Raw genomic sequence first — 19,604 nt, 5'->3', positions numbered from 1 at the left:
ACTCCGGGTGATCACCGGAGCGGAAACTACCAATATTTTCACTCCAACGCCATAGCCTGTAATGCGCGAGTTAGAGCGCTTTTGTAGGACAATCCTACCAAATTCGCTGCTATTTCGCCGATCTTGCAATTTGCCCGGTCAGCATGCCACCTGATTCAGCGGTGAAACACAGGCCTGCCAGGCGCAAGTGTAGTCGCGCAGGCGGCCTTGTGGATTGAAAATCTGGCGCCATATTTTTGCCATGCCGAGCACGTCATCGGCGGCCGGGAGTGGGGTGTTCTGTTCTTCGATCAACAGCCAGGCAATGGCCGTGGCGTAGCGCAAATTAACCGTGAGTTCCAGGTGCGGACCGCTGAGGAAGGCGTGCTGGCTGGCGAGTCCGCGAACCAGGCTGGCGCGCTCGGGATCCAGGGCCAGGTAATCGTCCCACAGGGCCTGATGGCGAAGTTCACCAATCCGGTACAGGCCATGGCCACGGCGGTCATGCAGACCGGAGCCCAGGGCTGACTGGCTGGCGGCAACTCCCAGCAGCAGGGTTTCGGCTGTCGCGCTGTGACTTCCCAGATAAATCAGGGTCGGGCGGATCACAAAACGGCACAGTTCGCTGGCGGCGATACCCATAAGGCCCTCGAAACGTAAAGTGGGCGGCGATGCCTGATTGGGTGGGCTTGGCAGCGGTGGGTCGACTCAGGCTCGCCGGAAGCGGATCAAGCCGCTTGAGTTGAAGTGTAGTGTCATATTCTTGCTGTAAAGGCCTGTTTTTAAAATATTTCCGGCTGCGAGTTATAACCGTTATATCGGTTGGTGCTTAGGCCGCTGTCGGTAGGCGAGAAATAAAAGGCAATAAAAAGCCCCGCATTTTCGGCGAGGCTTTTCAGGTTTTCAGCCTTTCTGGCGTCTCAGGCAACCAGTGCCTGACGGGTACGCTCGATCACGGCCTGCAGCGGCTCGGCGCTGGAGTATTGATCGGGGTACAGGCGTTCGCTGTGACGAGCGATGCCGTGTTCGTTGACCAGGGTAAAGCTGAAGCAGCCTTTGCGAGCGGCCATGATCAGGCAGTTCATCGGTGCGAAGGCGTTGGTTAGGGTGCGAATGGCATCCTGAGTATGGATTTGAGTCGACATAATTATGGGTGTTCCTACAAATGACACGGATAAGAACCGTGCAACGTTAAAACGTTCCAGTAACGTCGATCACCATTGATCGAACGAAGAACCCGACTGGAACAAAGCAGCCAGTTGAAGCGCTATAAGTTTGCGCGCTTGGGCCGGCAGGTAGGTACTTAGGAGGGCAGGCGACACATCAAGGGCAAAGGTTCTGGGCCCGGGGTGAAGATCCTGATCAATTTGCAGGTTGGTTCGGTCAGAGTAAGCGAGCTTCAAGGCACCCATTGCGTTCGTAGCAGAACAGGGTGGTTGCAAGCATTACCTGGAAACCATCGAGGTGGCCGCCCCTGTGATATCGGTGATGGCTTCTCTTTAGGGAAGGTAGACCGCAGGCGTTGTTCGACCAGAATTGACTTTCAGCTTGGTACTAACGCCGCGGATAGTAGCGCATTGAATTGGGGAATGGAAGTGTGCTAGGTGAGAAATATTTTGTTACCTGCGTCGCATTGCGTGCCTCTGGCTATTGACTCTCCCCCGGGCAAGCCGCTACCGATCATCCTGGATCCAGTTGTTACCGATCTTCAAAAAATGCCCGTTAAAAGTGCGTTGATATAACCGCTACCCAGGTACTTGTGCACATTCCGGGGGCAGGTTGTCACCGTACTGTCATGTCGCCTTCGAGGCTGATGGGTGCCTGTAGCGGAAATTTAAGTCAATGAAAAACATCGCTTTTTTTTACTGGTGAAAAAATCGTCAGTTTGAGCGGGAGCCCCATTCCACAGGGGTTACGGGCAGTTCAAGGGGTGTTGTCCACTGAGTTATCCACAGCTTCTGTGGATTGTCCCGAGCGCTTGCTCTAGCACGGGCGTGCCGGGTTTTTTTCGACTTTACCCACGCGAAAAAAGGAGTAAAGTGGCGCGCCCTCCGATCTGTCCCACAGTGCTTTATGAAGTTTCGCTCAGTATCAACTTCTGTTACCGACAAACACTCCAGTGTTACCCCGCCCAAGCGCATTTCGATGCGAGTCGCTGAGTGGCTGCTCGATAGTCCACGCCTGGGCGAAAACCCCAACGTCAAGCACTTGGCCGGGCGTTTGCTTAAGGCGCCTGCCCGGGAAGGGGTGGTGGCCGCGCAAAGTCGTCTGGGTCAGTTAATGTGCCGCGAGTGTGGCAATGCCCGGGACCGCCGTATCGGCCAAGACCTGCTGCGCCAGGCCGCCCGCGCCGGCGACCGGCGTGCCCTGCGCGAACTCGGCCAGATCGAAGACTGAGCTGTCCAAGCCTTGCCGGCTTGGTTAACCTTCGAGTTTTAGTGGATCGGCAGGAGTCTTCATGGCTATGGACTTGACCAGTGTGTTGCTGGGGCTGGCGGCTGGCGCTTTGCCGTTGCTGTTTTTGGCCTGGCAACTGCAGCGCCGATTGAGCTCGGCGCAGGCCGCGCAGTCGCTGCTGGAGGAGCGCCTGGCGACCGCCCAGTTGGCGCAGGACGGGCTGAATGCCCAGCTCGATGCCTGTCGCGACGAAATCAGCGACCTCGGGCAAGCCAATGCCAGCAAGCAGGCAGACCTCGCTGCCGTCCGCCGGGAGGTCGAGTTGCTGCAGATCGAACGTGATAACGCTCGTGACGCCGCCCATGCCTGGAACCTCGAGCGCAACAGCAAGGAGATTGAGTTGCGCCGGCTGGACGCCCAGGCGGCGTCGCTCAATGCCGAGTTGCGCGAGCAGCAGGAAAGCCATCAACAGCGCCTCAACGACCTGCAAGGCTCGCGGGACGAGCTGCGCGCGCAATTCGCCGAACTGGCCGGGAAGATCTTCGATGAGCGTGAGCAACGCTTCGCCGAGACCAGCCAACAGCGTCTGGGGCAATTGCTCGATCCGCTGAAAGAACGCATTCAATCGTTCGAAAAGCGCGTCGAGGAAAGTTATCAGGCCGAGGCGCGCGAGCGTTTTTCCCTGGCCAAGGAGCTGGAGCGCCTGCAGCAACTGAACCTGCGTTTGAGCGACGAAGCGACCAACCTCACGCGCGCCCTTAAGGGCCAGAAGACCCAGGGTAACTGGGGCGAGTTGATTCTGGAGCGGGTGCTCGAGCACGCAGGTCTGGAGAAGGGGCGCGAGTACCAGACTCAGGTCAGTCTCAAAGGGCCAGACGGTGAGCGTTTTCAGCCGGATGTGCTGATTTATCTGCCGGGCGACAAGCAGGTGGTGGTCGACTCCAAGGTCAGCCTCACGGCCTATCAGCAGTATGTCGCGGCGGACGATGCGGCCATCGGCCAAGCCGCGCTCAAGCAGCACGTGCAATCGTTGCGCAATCACGTCAAGGGCTTGTCCGACAAGGACTATAAACGCCTGGACGGCCTGCACAGTCTGGATTTCGTCCTGCTGTTCGTGCCGATCGAGGCAGCGTTCTCGGCGGCTTTGCAGGCGGAGCCGAACCTGTTCCAGGAGGCATTCGATCGGCACATCGTGATTGTCAGCCCGACCACATTGCTGGCGACCTTGCGGGTGATCGACAGCCTGTGGAAACAGGAGCGCCAGAGCCAGAATGCGCGGGAAATTGCCGAGCGTGCTGGCTGGCTCTACGACAAGTTTGTGCTGTTCATCCAGGACCTGGACGAGGTGGGCAATCGCCTGCAGCAACTGGATAAAGCCTACAGCGCTGCCCGCAACAAACTGACCGAGGGCCGTGGCAACCTGGTCAGTCGCAGCGAGCAACTTAAATTGCTCGGTGCGCGAGCCAGCAAGAGCCTGCCAGCGGACCTGCTGGAGCGGGCGATGACCGATGTCGATGGCCTGGCCGAGCTGCCCGAATAGCTACAGCGGCAGGTGCCGACTCAACAAGGCGCGCAAGGCAGCCGGTTTCACCGGCTTGGGCAAATAATCCAGGCCGGCTGCATGCACTTGGGCGATGCGCTCGGGTCGCCCGTCGGCGCTGATCACCACGCCGGGCACTGGCTCGCCGAGCTGGGTGCGCAGCCAGGCCATCAGCGCAGTGCCGGTTTCGCCCTCGTCGAGGTGGTAGTCGACCAGCGCCAGTTGCGGGCGCACGCCATCGTTGAGCAGGGCCGCGCATTCGGCACGGTTGCGGGCGGTGTGCACCTGACAGCCCCAGCGGCTGAGCAGGCTGTTCATGCCAATCAGAATGCTGTCTTCGTTATCGACGCAGAGCACTTGCGCGCCGGTCAGTGGTTGTCCGTTCGCTTCGCTGACTTTTCCCGTTGCGGCGGTTTGCGCGCGGGCCAGCGGCACGCTGACGCTGAACACGCTGCCCCGGCCCGGCCAGGAGCGCACTTGCAGTGGGTGACCGAGTACCCGACACAAGCCATCGGCAATCGCCAGACCCAGGCCCAGGCCTTTCTCGGCGCGAGTCTGGTGGCTGTCCAAGCGCTTGAACTCTTCGAAAATCACCTGGCGCTTGTCTTCCGGAATGCCCGGCCCACGGTCCCAGACTTCCAGGCTCAGGTGTTCGCCCTGGCGCCGCACGCCGAGCAGAACAGGCCCTTTGGCATAACGGAACGCGTTGGTGAGAAAATTCTGCAAGACCCGGCGCAACAGCTTGGCATCACTGTCAACGCGCAGGCGGCTGCCGCGCACCCGGAACTTCAATCCTTGCTCCTGGGCCAGCGCCTTGAACTCGGCGCCCAGGGTGTCGAACAGCTCGTTGAGCTCGAATGGCTTGCGGTCCGGATTGATCTTGCCGTTCTCCAGGCGCGAGATGTCCAGCAGGTCGCTGATCAAGTCTTCGGCCGAACGCAGTGAGCTGTCCAGGTGTTGCACCAGTTGCCGGGACTCGTCCGACAGGTCGTCGTCGCGATGGGAGAGGGCGGCCGAGAACAGACGCGCAGCGTTCAGCGGCTGCATCAAGTCATGGCTGACCGCAGCAAGGAAACGGGTTTTCGACTGGTTGGCGGCTTCTGCGGTGCCTTTGGCTTCGGTCAGGGCGACATTCAATTGCGACAGCTCATGAGTGCGCTCGGCGACTCGGCGCTCCAATCCTTCATTGGCCTCAGTCAGCGCCTGCTCGGCTTCGCGGAACGCAGTAATGTCGGTGAAACTCATGACGAAACCGCCGCCGGGCATCGGATTACCGATCAGCTCGATCACCCGGCCGTTGGGGAAAAGTCGTTCGGAAGTGTGGGCCCGTCCCTGGCGCATCCAATGCAGGCGGCGTGCGACATGCACCTGGGCTTCCCCGGGGCCGCACAGGCCGCGTTCGGCATTGTGGCGGATGATGTCGGCGATCGGCCGGCCGACGCTGATCAAGCCGTCCGGGTAGTCGAACAGTTCCAGGTAACGGCGGTTCCAGGCCACCAGCTTCAGCGACTGGTCGACCACGCTGATGCCCTGGGTGATGTTTTCAATCGCGCCTTGCAGCAAGGCGCGGTTGAACTGCAACACTTCCGACGCTTCGTCGGCGATGCGGACGACATCCTCAAGCTGCATTTCCCGCCCTTCGATAGCCGCTTTCACCACGGCGCGGGTGGAAGAAGCGCCAAGCACCCCGGCCAGCAGGCGTTCGGTATGGGCGATCCATTCGTTGTCGGCATTCTGGTTCGGGTTGAAGCCCTTGCCCTGGCGATAGGCGAAACGAATGAAGCTCTGCCGGGCGCGCTCTTCACCGACAAAACGTGCCGCCAGTTGCAGCAGGTCATCGATCTGCACCGCCAGCATCGAACGGGCACTGGGCCGCGCGCTGATTTCCTGGCCGATAAAGCGACCGGCCTGCCAGTGCTCCGAGACGCGGGTGCGCGACAGCACCGAAACCCAGGCAAACAGGGTGAAGTTACCGGCCAGTGACAGCACCACGCCTTGGGTCAACGGGGTGATCGGCAGGTTCAGCGGATTGCTGTGCAACCAGCCGAGGCCGGGGAAACTGCTCAGTGACCAGCCCATGCTGTGGGCGGCAATCGGCAGGATCAGGGTGTAGAACCAGAGGAAGGTACCGGCGGCGAGGCCGGCGAAGACACCGCGGCGGTTAGCCTGTTTCCAATACAGCGCGCCGAGCATCGCGGGTGCCAGTTGGGTCACCGCGGCGAAGGCGATTTGACCAATGGTGGCGAGGCTGGCGGTGGAACCGAGCAGGCGATAGGCGACATACGCCAGCAGCAGGATGACTACGATGCTGACGCGGCGTACCGAGAGCATCCAGTGGCGGAACACTTCGAACGGTCGCTCGGCATTTTTGCGCCGCAGCAGCCAGGGCAGCAGCATGTCGTTGGAGACCATGGTCGACAGCGCAACACTGGCGACGATCACCATGCCGGTCGCGGCTGAGGCGCCACCGATAAAAGCCAGCAACGCCAGGGCCGGATGCGCCTGGGCCAGGGGCAGGCTGATCACGAATGAGTCGGGCAGGACCGAACTGGGCAGCAGCATTTGCCCGGCCAGGGCAATGGGCACCACGAACAGCGCCGCCAGTGCCAGATAAGCAGGGAATACCCATTTCGCCAGGCGCAGGTCTTGGGGTTCGATGTTCTCCACCACGGTGACGTGGAACTGTCGGGGCAGACAAATGATAGCCATCATGGCAACCCCGGTCTGCACCACCATCGAGGGCCAGTTGATGGTTTCTTTCCAGTATTGCTCCAAGCGCGGGGCAAGCATCGCCTGGTCGAACAGGTCGTCGAAGCCGTCATACAGGCCGTAGGTGACGAACGCGCCGACTGCGAGAAAGGCGAACAACTTGACCAGCGACTCGAAAGCGATCGCCAGTACCATGCCCCGGTGGTGCTCGGTGGCATCTAGGTTGCGCGTGCCGAAGACAATGGTGAACAGCGCCAGAATCAGCGACACAATCAGCGCCGTGTCCTGGGCGCGGGTGCCCATGGCGTCGGCTCCGGCGCCGATCAACAGGTTCACCCCGAGGACGATGCCCTTGAGTTGCAGGGCGATGTAGGGCAGGACGCCGACCAGGCAGATCAACGCCACCACCACCGCCAACGATTGGGATTTGCCGTAGCGGGCAGCGATGAAGTCGGCAATCGAGGTGATGTTTTCCTGTTTGCTGATCATCACCATCTTTTGCAGGACCCAGGGTGCCAGCACCAGCAGCAGGATCGGTCCGAGGTAAATCGGTAGAAATGACCAGAGTTGCTCGGCAGCCTGGCCCACCGCGCCGAAGAAGGTCCAGCTGGTGCAATAGACGGCCAGCGACAGGCTGTACACCCAGGCGCGCATGCGCGGTGGCAGCGGGGTGCTGCGCCGATCACCGTAGAAAGCGATAGCGAACATGATGGCCATATAGGCCAGGGCGACGGCGGCAATCAGCCCGCTGGACAGCGACATGGAAACTCCTGACAAAAGACACCCGGGAGCGCGGCCCGGTCAGACAGTCTCGCACGTAGTCCCGGCGACGTCAGTGTCGACCAAGGTCGGAGCGCGGCGGGGTGTCGCAGGGACAATCCCGTGTCGTTCAACCGAGCGCTTGAGTTAGCCTTGGGGCCTGACCTGGACCGATTCAAGGGAGTTGATTCGCAATGAAGATTATCCGCAGCAAATCCTTTACGGGTGAGCGTGCCTGGGCCGCGCTGGATATTGCCAATATGAACGGGATTACCACCCGCCTGCACTGGACCGATCAGCCCTACAAATGGCACGTCAACGATGGCCAGGAAGTGTTCGTGGTGCTCGATGGACAGGTGCGGATGCATTACCGGGAGGAGGGCGTTGAACAGGTTGCCTTGCTGGAAGTCGGCGATATTTTTTATGCCACCGTCGGCACAGAGCATGTGGCCCACCCCCAAGGGGTGGCGCGGATCCTGGTGGTCGAGACGGAGGGCAGTGTGTAGCTTTATATCTGCAAAATAGATAACAGTTAGAGAAAATACCCGTTATATGGATATTCGATCCGGTTCTATGATGGATTCAACCTCATCAGGGGACAGGAGATCAGCGTGCACACCATCCATAACAGCAGAATCATCAGCCGGCCATTGAGCCAACTGCAGCATCCGCGTGAAGTCATTCGCCAATTCACGCCCAACTGGTTCGCCGCCACCATGGGCACCGGGGTGCTGGCGCTAGCGCTGGCCCAATTACCGGTGCGCATTCCCGGACTGCACGCTGTCGCCGAGGGGTTGTGGCTGTTCAATATCGCCCTGTTCGTGCTGTTCAGTGTGCTGTACACCGCGCGCTGGGTGATGTTCTTCGACGAGGCGCGGCGGATCTTCGGGCACTCCACTGTCTCGATGTTCTTCGGCACCATTCCCATGGGGCTGGCGACCATCATCAACGGCCTGCTGGTGTTCGGCGTGCCGCGTTGGGGGCAGGGCGTGGTATCGCTCGCCGAAATCCTCTGGTGGCTGGACGTGGCCATGTCCCTGGCTTGCGGCGTGCTGATTCCGTACATGATGTTCACCCGTCAGGAGCACAGCATCGACCAGATGACCGCCGTCTGGCTGTTGCCCGTGGTGGCGGCGGAAGTCGCGGCGGCCAGCGGCGGCCTGCTTGCCCCTCATCTGGCTGACGCTCATGGGCAGTTAGTGATGCTGACCACCAGCTATGTGCTATGGGCGTTCTCGCTGCCGGTGGCGGTGAGCATTCTGACCATCCTCTTGCTGCGCATGGCCTTGCACAAATTGCCCCATGAAAACATGGCAGCCTCAAGCTGGCTGGCACTGGGGCCAATCGGTACCGGAGCCTTGGGCATGCTGGTGCTGGGCGCCGATGCACCGGCGATCTTTGCCGCCAACGGCATGCCTGGTATTGGCGAGGTGGCAGCGGGGATCGGCCTGATCGCCGGGATCACCCTGTGGGGCTTCGGCCTGTGGTGGATGCTGATGGCGGTGCTGATCACCCTGCGCTACCTGCGTGATGGCATTCCGTTCAATCTCGGCTGGTGGGGCTTTACCTTCCCGCTTGGGGTGTTCTCGCTGACCACCCTGAAGCTGGCCAGTACCCTGAACCTGAGCTTCTTCAGCCTGTTTGGCACGCTGCTGGTGGCGCTGCTGGCGATCATGTGGATGATCGTTTCCAAGCGCACCGTGCAGGGCGCCTGGCGTGGTGAGTTGTTCGTATCGCCATGCATCGCCGGGTTAAAGAAATAACGCTAAGGTTGTGGCCTGGATCGCTCAAGGACATTCCAATAAGAGCATCCAAGCCACTCAGGGACATGGAAGATGAGTCATCCTTCGCAGTTCACCTTGCTCCGTAAGCGGCGCTTCCTGCCGTTTTTCATCACGCAATCCCTCGGTGCGTTCAACGACAACATCTTCAAGCAATCGTTGATCCTCGCCATCCTCTACAAGCTGGCCATCGAGGGCGACCGCTCGATCTGGGTCAACCTCTGCGCCTTGCTCTTCATCCTGCCGTTCTTTCTGTTCTCGGCGTTGGCCGGGCAGTTCGGCGAGAAACTCGCCAAGGACGCGTTGATCCGCCTGATCAAGCTGGGGGAGATCGCCATCATGGCGGTCGGCGCGGTGGGCTTCCTGTTCGATCACCTGTGGCTGATGTTGCTCGCGCTGTTCGCCATGGGCACTCACTCGGCGCTGTTCGGGCCGGTGAAATACTCGATCCTGCCCCAGGCGTTGCGTGAGGACGAATTGGTGGGCGGTAACGGCCTGGTGGAAATGGGCACCTTCCTGGCGATCCTGGCGGGGACCATTGGCGCCGGGATCATGATGTCTTCCAGTCATTACGCGCCCGTGGTTTCCACCGCGATCATTGGCGTTGCGGTCCTTGGTTACCTGGCCAGTCGCGGGATTCCGCGGGCGGCAGCCTCGACACCGGAGTTGAAGCTGAACTGGAACATTTTCAGCGAATCCTGGGCGACCTTGCGCCTGGGTCTGGGGCAGACGCCGGCCGTTTCGCGTTCGATTGTCGGTAACTCATGGTTCTGGTTCGTCGGGGCGATTTATCTGACGCAGATCCCGGCTTATGCCAAGGAGTGGATGCACGGCGATGAAACTGTGGTCACCCTGATTCTGACGGTGTTTTCGGTGGGGATCGCCCTGGGTTCGATGCTTTGTGAAAAGCTTTCGGGGCGCAAAGTGGAGATCGGCCTGGTGCCGTTCGGCTCCTTTGGCCTGACGGTGTTCGGGCTGCTGCTGTGGTTGCATTCCGGCGGTATTCCCGAGAGCGCCGAGGGTCATGGCTGGATTCAGGTGCTGGGCTTCGGCCATACCTGGTGGGTGCTGCTGGATATTCTCGGTTTGGGGGTGTTTGGCGGTTTCTATATTGTGCCGCTGTATGCGCTGATCCAGTCGCGCACCGCCGAGCACGAGCGGGCGCGGGTGATTGCCGCCAACAACATTCTCAACGCGCTGTTCATGGTGCTCTCGGCGATCGTTTCGATTGTCCTGCTGAGCCTGGCCAAGCTGACGATTCCCCAGTTGTTCCTGGTGGTGTCGCTGCTCAATATCGGCGTGAACACCTATATCTTCCGCATCGTCCCCGAGTTCACCATGCGCTTCATGATCTGGTTGCTCAGCCATTCCATGTACCGCGTGCAGCACCGTAACCTGGAGCTGATTCCCGATGAGGGGGCGGCGCTCCTGGTGTGCAATCACGTGTCGTTTGTCGACGCCTTGCTGATTGGCGGCGCGGTGCGTCGGCCGATTCGCTTCGTGATGTACTACAAGATCTACAACCTGCCAGTGCTGAACTTTATCTTCCGCACTGCCGGGACGATTCCCATTGCCGGGCGTCAGGAAGACATTCAGATCTACGAAAAGGCCTTCAGCCGCATCGCCCAGTACCTGAAGGACGGCGAGCTGGTGTGCATTTTTCCGGAAGGCAAACTGACCGCTGACGGCGAGATCGATGAGTTCAAGGGCGGGCTGACGCGGATTCTCGAGCAGACCCCGGTGCCGGTGATTCCGTTGGCCTTGCAAGGTTTGTGGGGCAGCTTTTTCAGTCGCGACCCGAACAAGGGTTTTTTCCATCGGCTCTGGTCGCGGGTGACCTTGGTGGCGGGCCCGCCGGTGTCCGTGGAGGCGGCAGCGCCGGCGCAGTTGCAGGCACTGGTCAGCGAGTTGCGGGGGGCGGTGCGCTAGAAGAGCGAAGATAAAAAAACGCCCGCGTTATGCGGGCGTTTTTTATCCAACGGGTCAGGCCGCGCTGATCTTCAGCCCGACCAGCCCGGCGATGATCAGCGCAACGCTGGCAAGGCGGAACAGCGCCATGGATTCACCAAACAGGATGATCCCGGCGATGACCGTGCCCACTGCGCCTACGCCCGTCCAGATCGCGTAGGCAGTGCCCAGCGGCAACTCCTTCATCGCCAGTCCCAGCAAGCCGAGGCTGATCGCCATGGCGACGATGGTCAGGGCGGTGGGCAGAGGGCGGCTGAAGCCGTCGGTGTACTTCAGGCCTACGGCCCAGCCGACTTCAAACAGGCCGGCGAAAAACAGAATGATCCAGGACATGAACACCTCCATCGATAGACGGGGTCGTCCCCAGATTAATGACTCGATCGAGCCGCGAGGTCGTCCTCGCGTTGGGCGCTAGAGTGCCGCCTATTGATCCTGGGATCAATAGGCGGCACTGCCCCTGTAAGAGCGAGCCTGCTCGCGATGGCGATATGTCAGTCACATCATTATTGAATAAGATGCCGCGATCGCGATCAGGCTCGCTCCTACAGGTTAGATCCCCTGAGGTGTCTCTTCACCGCCCAACGCTTCCACCAGGGCCGGCAGGAAGTCGCCGAAAGTCAGCATCATCAGGGTGAAACTGGCGTCCAATTGGCCCAGGGCCTCGTCGCCACCGTCCTGTTCCGCCTGGTCCTGCAGCAGGTCTTCGAACTTCAGGCGCTTGACCACCATCTTGTCGTCGAGGACGAAAGACAGTTTGTCCTGCCAGGCCAGGGACAGCTGGGTAACCACTTTGCCGGTGCTCAGGTGCAACTGGATCTCTTCGCTGGTCAGGTCTTGACGCTTGCAGCGTACGATGCCGCCGTCTTCGTGGGTGTCGCGCAGTTCGCACTCGTCCAGCACAAAGAAGTCGTCCGCGGCTTTCTGGGTGGTGACCCATTCGGTCATGGTCGCGGTTGGCGACATTTTTACCGTCAGCGGGCGTACTGGCAGTGAGCCAATCACTTCACGCAGGGTCGACAGCAGGTCCTCGGCACGTTTCGGGCTGGCCGAGTTGACCAGGATCAGGCCCTGTTTCGGCGCGATGGCGGCGAAGGTCGAAGAACGACGGATAAAGGCGCGGGGCAGGAAGGCCTGGATGATTTCATCCTTGATCTGGTCGCGCTCCTTCTTATAGACCTTGCGCATCTGTTCGGCTTCGATCTCTTCGACCTTTTCCTTCACCGCGTCACGCACCACGCTACCCGGCAGGATGCGTTCTTCCTTGCGCGCAGCGATCAGCAGGAAATCACCGCTGACATGCACCAGAGGCGCATCTTCGCCTTTACCGAAGGGCGCGACGAAACCGTAGGTGGTCAACTCCTGGCTTGCACATGGACGCGCCAGCTTGGTGGCCAGTGCAGTTTCCAACGCCTCGGCATCAAAAGGCAGATCTTGGGTCAGGCGATAGATAAGCAGGTTTTTGAACCACATGGGGTGAGTCTCTCCTTTATACAAAGGGGGGCATTATTCTCCGCGCAGCGTCGCAGGCCAACCCTTCGCTAACCCTTTGGAAGGCCTGAGAAAATTATTTAAAAAAGTGCTTGCCAGAGGTGGGAGTGCTCCGTAGAATGCGCGCCACACCGAAGCGAAGGGTGATTAGCTCAGCTGGGAGAGCGTCTGCCTTACAAGCAGAATGTCGGCGGTTCGATCCCGTCATCACCCACCATTCGTTTCAAGTGTTTAGCGCAGCGGTAGTTCAGTCGGTTAGAATACCGGCCTGTCACGCCGGGGGTCGCGGGTTCGAGTCCCGTCCGCTGCGCCATATTCGGTAACCTGGACCACTGAACGCCAGGTCACCACGGAAAGCCCGCTAACGCGGGCTTTTTGCTGAAAGAGTTCCACGCGGTACGCACGGTTTCATCAGATTTCGGTTTTTTTAATAAATTTATTAATTAAATCAACACTTTACGAAATCTTGTGGCATAATGTGTCCCGCAACGAAGGTAAAGGGTGATTAGCTCAGCTGGGAGAGCGTCTGCCTTACAAGCAGAATGTCGGCGGTTCGATCCCGTCATCACCCACCACTTACTTTCAACGCTTAGCGCAGCGGTAGTTCAGTCGGTTAGAATACCGGCCTGTCACGCCGGGGGTCGCGGGTTCGAGTCCCGTCCGCTGCGCCATATTTGGTAACCTGGACCACTGAACGCCAGGTCACCCCAGAAAGCCCGCTCAATGCGGGCTTTTTGCTGTCTGGGATTTGGCAAATCCCGGCCATTACCCCTCAAGCGCCGATCCTGTGATTCATATCAACGGCCATTACGAACCATTCCTATAGAAAGACAGTGGGCCCTGCAGGTCCCGGTTCTTGCCTGATGAACCGATAAAAATGAATAGGAAGCTGGCCGGCGGGACCACCCGAGGCCAGTCCCAGAAGGGGTGTTTCAATGGATATGAATCTCTCGCGACTGGCGTTGCTGGTCATCTCGTTGTTTCTCCTGCCAACCCTGTATGCCGCTGAGCCAAGTGCACAGATCGAGCAGGGCGAGTACGTCGCCCGGCTCGGCGACTGTGTTGCCTGTCACACCGCCAAGGGCGGCGCGCTGATGGCTGGTGGCCTTGAGCTGCAAACGCCGATGGGCACCCTGTACTCCAGCAACATCACCCCAGACCCCGAGACCGGTATCGGTCGCTATAGCTTCGAGCAATTCGATCGGGCGATGCGTGAAGGCGTCACGCCGGCGGGCATCAACCTGTACCCGGCGATGCCCTATCCGTCCTACGCGAAGATGAGCGAAGCGGACATGCGCGCCCTCTATGCCTATTTGCTGCAAGGGGTGGAGCCGGTCAAGCAGGCCAATCTGCAGGCGGACATGAGTTTTCCCTTCAATCAGCGTTGGGGGCTGTGGTTCTGGAATACCCTGTTTGTCGACGCCAAGCCTTACGTCGCCGATCCCGGCAAAGATGCCCTCATCAACCGCGGCGCCTACCTGGTGCAGGGGTTGGGGCATTGCGGTGCGTGCCATACGCCACGGGGGATTGCCTTCCAGGAAAAGGCCATGAGCGACGGCGGCGCCAGCGGTCGACACTTCCTCGCTGGCGAAACCGTGGAGCACTGGCGCGCCCTGAGCCTGCGCAACCTGTGGACGGTGCCCGACACCGTGCAGTTGCTCAAGACCGGGCAGAACCGTTTCGCCACGGTGTCCGGCAACATGGCCGAGGTGATTCATCACAGCACCCAGCACTTTACCGACGCCGACCTGACGGCAATCGCGACCTACCTCAAGTCCTTGCCGGCGGGCAAGGATGACCTGCCGACACCGAGCGTACCGCTGGCACCGGCCGAACCGCCAAGCACCCTGTTCAGCAGCCGTGGCGGCCTCGGCTACACGCAATTCTGTGGCGACTGCCATCGCCCGGATGGCGGCGGCGTGAACGGCATGTTCCCGCCCTTGGCGGGCAACCCGAGCGTGGCCTCGGTTGACCCGACCTCGCTGCTGCACATCACCCTGACCGGCTGGAAAACCGCACAAACCCAGACCCACCCCCGGGTCTACGCCATGCCCGGGTTTGCCCGGCTAGCGGACCAGGAAATCGCCGAAATCCTAAGTTTTGTCCGCAGCAGTTGGGGCAACAACGGCTCGGCGATCAGCGCGGCGCAGGTCAAGCAACTGCGGGCGCAGCTCAAACCGATCAACGAGCCGGCCACCTTTGAAACCCCACGCCTGGCCGAGATGTTGCTGGCGCCCAACGCTGAGCAGGTGGTGCGCGGCATGCGCCTGCACCTGCAAACCCGGGAACTGCTGCCGGACAACGTCGGCAATGCGCTGAACTGCACCAGTTGCCACCTGAACGCGGGCACCGTCGCCGATGGCTCGCCGTTTGTCGGCGTTTCGGCGTTCTTCCCGGGCTATGCACCGCGGGCGGGTCGGGAGATTACTCTGGCTGATCGGATCAACGGCTGCTTCCGGCGCTCGATGAACGGCCACCCGCTGCCGCCGCAGTCAGCTGACATGCAGGCGATGATTGCCTATTTCGATTGGATGAAACGCAACACCCAGCCCGGCGCCAAAGTGGCGGGGCGTGGCGTCGGCAAAATTGATCCGGCGATCAAGCCCAACGCTCAGAATGGCGAGCGGGTGTACGCCAAGCAGTGCGCGGTGTGCCATGGCAATGACGGCGAAGGCCTCAAGCGCGCCACTGGCGACTGGCTATTCCCGCCACTGTGGGGCGATGAATCGTTCAATATCGGCGCCGGCATGGCCCGCACCTACACCGCTGCAGCCTTCGTCAAACGCAACATGCCAGTGGGCTTTCATGAGCAGTTCCCGCTGGGTCAGGGCGGGCTGTCCGATCAAGAGGCAGTGGATGTCGCGGAGTATTTCTCCCATCAGCCGCGCCCGGACTACCCGGACAAGCTCAAGGACTGGCCGAAAGGTGGCAAGCCAGCGGACGCGCGCTACTGAACCCGGAAAGGTCTGAAGCCGGGGTGACCGGCTTCAGATCAGCTTATTGCTCGCTGTTTCGGGCGTGCCGGTAGTCGCTGACGGCTTCATACACTGCCTTGCGCAAGCGGTTAATGCCACCGATTGGTCGATGGGCCTCAAGACCAAACCAGGGATTGAATGACAGGTTGTCGCATTGCAGGTTCTGCGCCGGGGTGTCGAAGTCCTGGGCCGGGATCCTGATCCGCGCCACGGTTTCGAATGGCGCGTCGCTTTCGCGCCATTCGATGCTGGTGTCTTCGATGGGCATGTATTTGCTCGGGTCCTGGCGCTGGATCTGCAGGACAAAACAGGCGTCGACCCGATCCGTCGACAGCTGCTGGTTCAAGGCGCTGCGCAGGAAGTTCGGCAGGTCCTGGTTCTGCGCGGGCAGGGTGTAGCTCGGGCAACTGTCCGGATCCGGCGCGACACGGAATTTGGCATTGGCGTTGCCGAACTTGTAAGGCGAAACCGAAAAATAAGTAGTCTGTGTCGGGCTGGCGGGGGCGGGCGCCAGCGTGGCCAGGGCGATGAACAGATGGCGAACCTGCCAACTGCGCGGATCCCAGGAGGGGAAGAAGGCCATGGCTTTTTTGCCGTCGGCCTGCGCGGCAACGTTCTGACGATACTCGGCGACATCGCTGACGAAGAAATTCGCATGGTTAAACATCACGAAATCCTGTTCGCCACGTCCTTGACGGTCCTTGAGCAACTGAGCACCCGGTACATCCAGCAGTTTCAAGGCCATGCCCCGGGCATCGCGCAGGCTGTCGAACTGTGGGTAGGCGTTGCCATTGGACAGACGCATGGTCGCTTGCCAGATCTTGCCCGGCTCGCTAAACACACCCTGGCGCAAATCCTCGGACAGCTGCGGCAGCACCTGGACCTCGGCGCGCAGGCAGCCGTGTGCCTTGGCATGGGCGTCGCGCAAGTAGCGGGTGTTTTCCCGGTGCTGGTCGACGATGCGCACCGCGGTCTGGATCACGTCCTGGGTCATTGCCGCTTCGCCGGCAGGAATCTGTTCTTCGACGGACGCCGGCCCGCGATGCTGCCAGGCGAACCAGGCGGTGGCCGCCGCCCAGCCCAGAAGGCCAAGACCCGCCAGCAGCATGAGGATTTTGACCAGCAGTGCGCCGATACGTTGCCACAGGGTCATCAGCATGGGCGGCTCCTTTTCACCAATATTGAGTTCATGGCAGTTGCGCCTCCAGCGGGCCACCGAGGACTTTCAGGTACTCCAGCAGCGCCCAGCGTTCCTGCGGTTGCAGCAAGCGACCTATGACCCCGTTACCGCGCTCGCCGGCGCGGAATTCGTGACCGCTGTTGTGGTTGCCGGTGATGCGGGTATCGAACAGAAAACCGTTGTCGAAGGCTTCGGTTCGATAACCCAGGTGCTGCGGGTCGTACTCGAACGTACCTTTATAGAAGGTGCTGGCGCGTTCACTTTGCGGAGACAGCAATTGGTACAGGTTCGGCACCGAGCCGTTATGCAGGAACGGCGCGGTAGCCCACACGCCCGCCAGTGGCCGGGCTTTGTACGCCACACGCTCGCGCACGCCGATTGGCAGGGCGAAGCCGTCCATTTCCGGGCGCTCGGCTGGCGTGATATTGGCGTCGCGGTAGGCGCGGTTCTCCACGAAGGCGGTGACATACGCCAAGCCCTTGGCCACCGAGAGTTGGCTCAGGTCCAGCGGCTCGGTGGGTGTGGGTTGCAGTTTCACATCCAGCTTGGCCAGTTCCGCCGGATCCCACTGCAGGGCGCTGACATCAAAACGGTGGTCGGCGATGTTGGTGGCACTGGACGGGTCGGTACCGATGTAGGCCACGGGCAGCATCTTCAATTGCTTCTCGGGCCGGCCGTTGGCCTCGATGACGTTGGGTACGTGGCAGCCGGCGCAGTTCTCGCTGAACAGCGTGCGCCCCTGGGCGGCCAAGGGCAGATCGACATTGCCTAGCAGTTCCTGAGGCCAGGTCGGCGGTTGCAGGCGCTTGAGGGTTTCTTCGATCAAATGCAGGTCGCGCACCCGTACGCTGGAGGGGTAGCGCGCCTCACCCTTGAGCGGTTGGCCGTCGGCGGCAAAGAAGTCTAGTGTGGCGCCCACGCCTAGCGCCTCGCCTATGTTGCGGGCCATGGGTTGCTGGGCCGAACCGTTCCACTGCACCCAGTCGAAGGTCCAGATGTCCCAGAGTTGCGGGTAATCCACCGGGGCGTTGGCGACGCGATAGTTGTCGGCGGAAATGGCATCGCCAAACGTGGCATTGGCGATACGGCCGAAGGCGTCTGTGCGGCCGGGGCCTTCCTCGGTCGGGTAGAGGCCGCGATGGGTGTCATTCCAGGCAACGCGCAGGAAGGTGTCGAGCGAGGCCTTGAAGTCCTTGCGCAGTTGTTCGTGTCCGGTCTCGTAGTCAGGGCCGAGGACCGCGCGGGCGAAGCGTTCGAATTTCCACGGCAGGTAATAGGTCGAAGCGAGGCTGGCAACCAGCGCCTGGCCGAAGCTGCCGCCGCGCAATGTCGGCACGCTGGAGGGCAGCACGTGCTGTGCCGAGCCGCCATCGATACGCAATGCCTGGCCCTTGAAGCGCAGTTCGCCGGTGTGGCAGGCGGCGCAGGTAATATCCAGAAACTCTTCCTGGCTGTCGCCGTTGCGGTGTCGCGCGAAGCCAACCGGCAGGTTGCCCGGATTGGCTGGCGTCTTCGATCGCGCCGGATCCACCAGGAAGCCGAAGCGCGCCAGGTACTCGGGCGTGGCGAAACGCTGCTTGGAAAAGGGCAGTTCGAGGGCGGTGAACCAGTCGTAGCGCAAGCCTTTGACCTGAGTACCCTGGGGCGTGAAGTAATAGGTCTGGCGCTCCGCCTCGCTCCACTGTTCCTGGTAATGCACCTGCTCGACAGGCTGATAGACCGGGAGTCTCGGGTTGGCCACGTAATACAGCACGACGGCCACCAGTACGCCCACGAGGACGAGGATCAGCAACAGGGCACGCAGGAGAAAACGCACAATAAACTTCCTTGTAAATGGGGGTGGGTTTATGCCTGAGCTAAAGTTCAGCAGCAAGTGGCCATTACGCCAATCTTTGTTGCAGGAGGTAATGTTTGGCGGATTGCGTAGTTGCTGACAGAAACTTCACCACCTCGGTGTGGAAAACGCGTTAAAACACCTGAACTTATCGCCGCTTTCCTGCTCTTATGCCGGTAGCCATTGGTCGTGGCGGCCTGATAAGCTCGCGGCTTTATTCGATTGCCCTTTAGGCGCATGAACAAGGAAATAGCATGAAACAGCATCGGTTGGCGGCGGCGGTGGCCCTGGTTAGCCTGGTACTCGCGGGTTGTGACTCGCAGACCAGTGTCGAGCTGAAAACTCCGGCGCAAAAAGCTTCCTACGGTATCGGCCTGAACATGGGTAAAAGCCTGGCTCAGGAAGGCATGGATGACCTGGACTCGAAAGCCGTAGCCCAAGGCATCGAAGATGCTGTCGGCAAGAAAGAACAGAAGCTTAAAGATGAAGAGCTGGTCGAAGCCTTCGCCGCGCTGCAAAAGCGTGCTGAAGAGCGCATGGCCAAGATGAGCGAAGAGTCGGCTGCCGCCGGCAAGAAATTCCTCGAAGACAACGCCAAGAAAGCCGGTGTAACTACCACCGCTTCCGGCCTGCAGTATGAAGTCGTGAAGAAGGCCGATGGCCCGCAGCCAAAGCCTACCGACGTGGTAACTGTGCACTACACCGGCACCCTGACCAACGGCACCGTTTTCGACAGCTCGGTCGAGCGCGGCAGCCCGATCGATCTGCCAGTTAGCGGCGTGATCCCGGGTTGGGTCGAAGGCCTGCAACTGATGCACGTCGGCGAGAAGTACAAGCTGTTCATTCCTAGCGAACTGGCCTACGGCGCTCAAAGCCCAAGCCCGGCAATTCCGGCCAACTCGGTGCTGGTATTCGACCTGGAACTGCTGGCAATCAAGGATCCAGCCAAGCAAGACGACGCCAAGTAATCAGCGTCCGGCTTGAACACAACGCC

The 19,604-nt window shown here is 60.6% G+C and carries 14 protein-coding genes and 4 tRNA genes; 11 read left to right on the top strand and 7 right to left on the bottom strand.

Annotated elements, in window-relative coordinates; all coding sequences use genetic code 11:
• Positions 1-138 precede the first annotated feature (138 nt).
• Positions 139-621, bottom strand: a complete 483-nt coding sequence (locus KW062_RS22140; RefSeq protein ID WP_105753810.1) for a hypothetical protein — start codon at positions 619-621, stop codon at positions 139-141.
• Between the two features lie 278 nt (positions 622-899).
• A complete protein-coding gene (locus KW062_RS22135; protein WP_007898912.1) occupies positions 900-1,124 on the bottom strand; it encodes a hypothetical protein in 225 nt (74 codons plus the stop codon).
• A gap of 928 nt (positions 1,125-2,052) precedes the next feature.
• On the opposite strand from KW062_RS22135, the gene KW062_RS22130 reads away from it, so the two are divergent.
• Both KW062_RS22130 and rmuC read left to right on the top strand, forming a co-directional pair.
• Positions 2,053-2,376, top strand: a complete 324-nt coding sequence (locus tag KW062_RS22130; RefSeq protein ID WP_105753809.1) for a hypothetical protein — start codon at positions 2,053-2,055, stop codon at positions 2,374-2,376.
• Positions 2,377-2,551: 175 nt separating this feature from the next.
• Positions 2,552-3,916, top strand: coding sequence for a DNA recombination protein RmuC (gene rmuC / locus KW062_RS22125; protein WP_177327274.1), 1,365 nt, complete (start codon positions 2,552-2,554; stop codon positions 3,914-3,916).
• Here rmuC and KW062_RS22120 read toward each other — a convergent pair whose 3' ends face one another.
• Positions 3,917-7,387 (bottom strand): hybrid sensor histidine kinase/response regulator, encoded by a 3,471-nt coding sequence (locus tag KW062_RS22120; protein ID WP_027619998.1) that lies wholly within the window; start codon positions 7,385-7,387, stop codon positions 3,917-3,919.
• A 191-nt stretch (positions 7,388-7,578) separates the two neighbouring features.
• On the opposite strand from KW062_RS22120, the gene KW062_RS22115 reads away from it, so the two are divergent.
• The 3 genes from KW062_RS22115 to KW062_RS22105 all read left to right on the top strand — a co-directional run bounded on the left by KW062_RS22115 (position 7,579) and on the right by KW062_RS22105 (position 11,094).
• Positions 7,579-7,890 carry a cupin gene (locus KW062_RS22115; protein ID WP_027619999.1) on the top strand — a complete coding sequence of 104 codons (312 nt, stop codon included), beginning with the start codon at positions 7,579-7,581 and terminating at the stop codon, positions 7,888-7,890.
• Between the two features lie 105 nt (positions 7,891-7,995).
• Positions 7,996-9,147, top strand: coding sequence for a TDT family transporter (locus tag KW062_RS22110; protein ID WP_051550566.1), 1,152 nt, complete (start codon positions 7,996-7,998; stop codon positions 9,145-9,147).
• Positions 9,148-9,219: 72 nt separating this feature from the next.
• Positions 9,220-11,094 carry an MFS transporter gene (locus tag KW062_RS22105; protein WP_105753808.1) on the top strand — a complete coding sequence of 625 codons (1,875 nt, stop codon included), beginning with the start codon at positions 9,220-9,222 and terminating at the stop codon, positions 11,092-11,094.
• A 54-nt stretch (positions 11,095-11,148) separates the two neighbouring features.
• On the opposite strand, the gene sugE is transcribed toward KW062_RS22105, so the two are convergent.
• Together sugE and rdgC are read right to left on the bottom strand one after the other, a co-directional pair.
• The gene (sugE, locus tag KW062_RS22100) at positions 11,149-11,466 is read right to left on the bottom strand and encodes a quaternary ammonium compound efflux SMR transporter SugE (protein ID WP_027620002.1); all 318 of its coding nucleotides are present in this window, start codon (positions 11,464-11,466) and stop codon (positions 11,149-11,151) included.
• A 216-nt stretch (positions 11,467-11,682) separates the two neighbouring features.
• Positions 11,683-12,603: a recombination-associated protein RdgC gene (gene rdgC, locus KW062_RS22095; RefSeq protein WP_007936132.1), complete on the bottom strand. Its 921-nt coding sequence runs from the start codon at positions 12,601-12,603 to the stop codon at positions 11,683-11,685.
• Between the two features lie 159 nt (positions 12,604-12,762).
• Here rdgC and KW062_RS22090 point away from each other — a divergent pair.
• The 5 genes from KW062_RS22090 (at position 12,763) to KW062_RS22070 (ending at position 15,575) form a co-directional block, all read left to right on the top strand.
• Positions 12,763-12,838, top strand: a tRNA-Val gene (locus tag KW062_RS22090).
• A 19-nt stretch (positions 12,839-12,857) separates the two neighbouring features.
• Positions 12,858-12,934: transfer RNA gene (locus KW062_RS22085), tRNA-Asp, on the top strand.
• 186 nt (positions 12,935-13,120) lie between these two features.
• Positions 13,121-13,196: transfer RNA gene (locus KW062_RS22080), tRNA-Val, on the top strand.
• Between the two features lie 19 nt (positions 13,197-13,215).
• A tRNA-Asp gene (locus KW062_RS22075) sits at positions 13,216-13,292 on the top strand.
• Positions 13,293-13,556: 264 nt separating this feature from the next.
• The gene (locus KW062_RS22070; protein ID WP_105753807.1) at positions 13,557-15,575 is read left to right on the top strand and encodes a c-type cytochrome; all 2,019 of its coding nucleotides are present in this window, start codon (positions 13,557-13,559) and stop codon (positions 15,573-15,575) included.
• A gap of 43 nt (positions 15,576-15,618) precedes the next feature.
• Here the strand turns inward: KW062_RS22070 and KW062_RS22065 are convergent, their stop codons facing one another.
• A complete protein-coding gene (locus KW062_RS22065; RefSeq protein WP_105753806.1) occupies positions 15,619-16,755 on the bottom strand; it encodes a catalase family protein in 1,137 nt (378 codons plus the stop codon).
• A gap of 28 nt (positions 16,756-16,783) precedes the next feature.
• On the bottom strand, positions 16,784-18,592 hold the full coding sequence (locus tag KW062_RS22060; RefSeq protein ID WP_027620005.1) for a di-heme-cytochrome C peroxidase: 1,809 nt from the start codon (positions 18,590-18,592) through the stop codon (positions 16,784-16,786).
• 272 nt (positions 18,593-18,864) lie between these two features.
• Here KW062_RS22060 and KW062_RS22055 point away from each other — a divergent pair, with 272 nt between their 5' ends.
• Entirely contained in the window at positions 18,865-19,578 is a 714-nt protein-coding gene (locus KW062_RS22055; RefSeq protein WP_027620006.1) for an FKBP-type peptidyl-prolyl cis-trans isomerase, read from the top strand.
• Positions 19,579-19,604: the final 26 nt, after the last annotated feature.

The organism is Pseudomonas fluorescens, from assembly GCF_019212185.1.
In the GTDB taxonomy this organism is placed as follows: Bacteria; Pseudomonadota; Gammaproteobacteria; order Pseudomonadales; family Pseudomonadaceae; genus Aquipseudomonas.
Note: the sequence above shows the minus strand (reverse complement) of the source record. Positions and strands in the feature narration are given on the sequence as shown.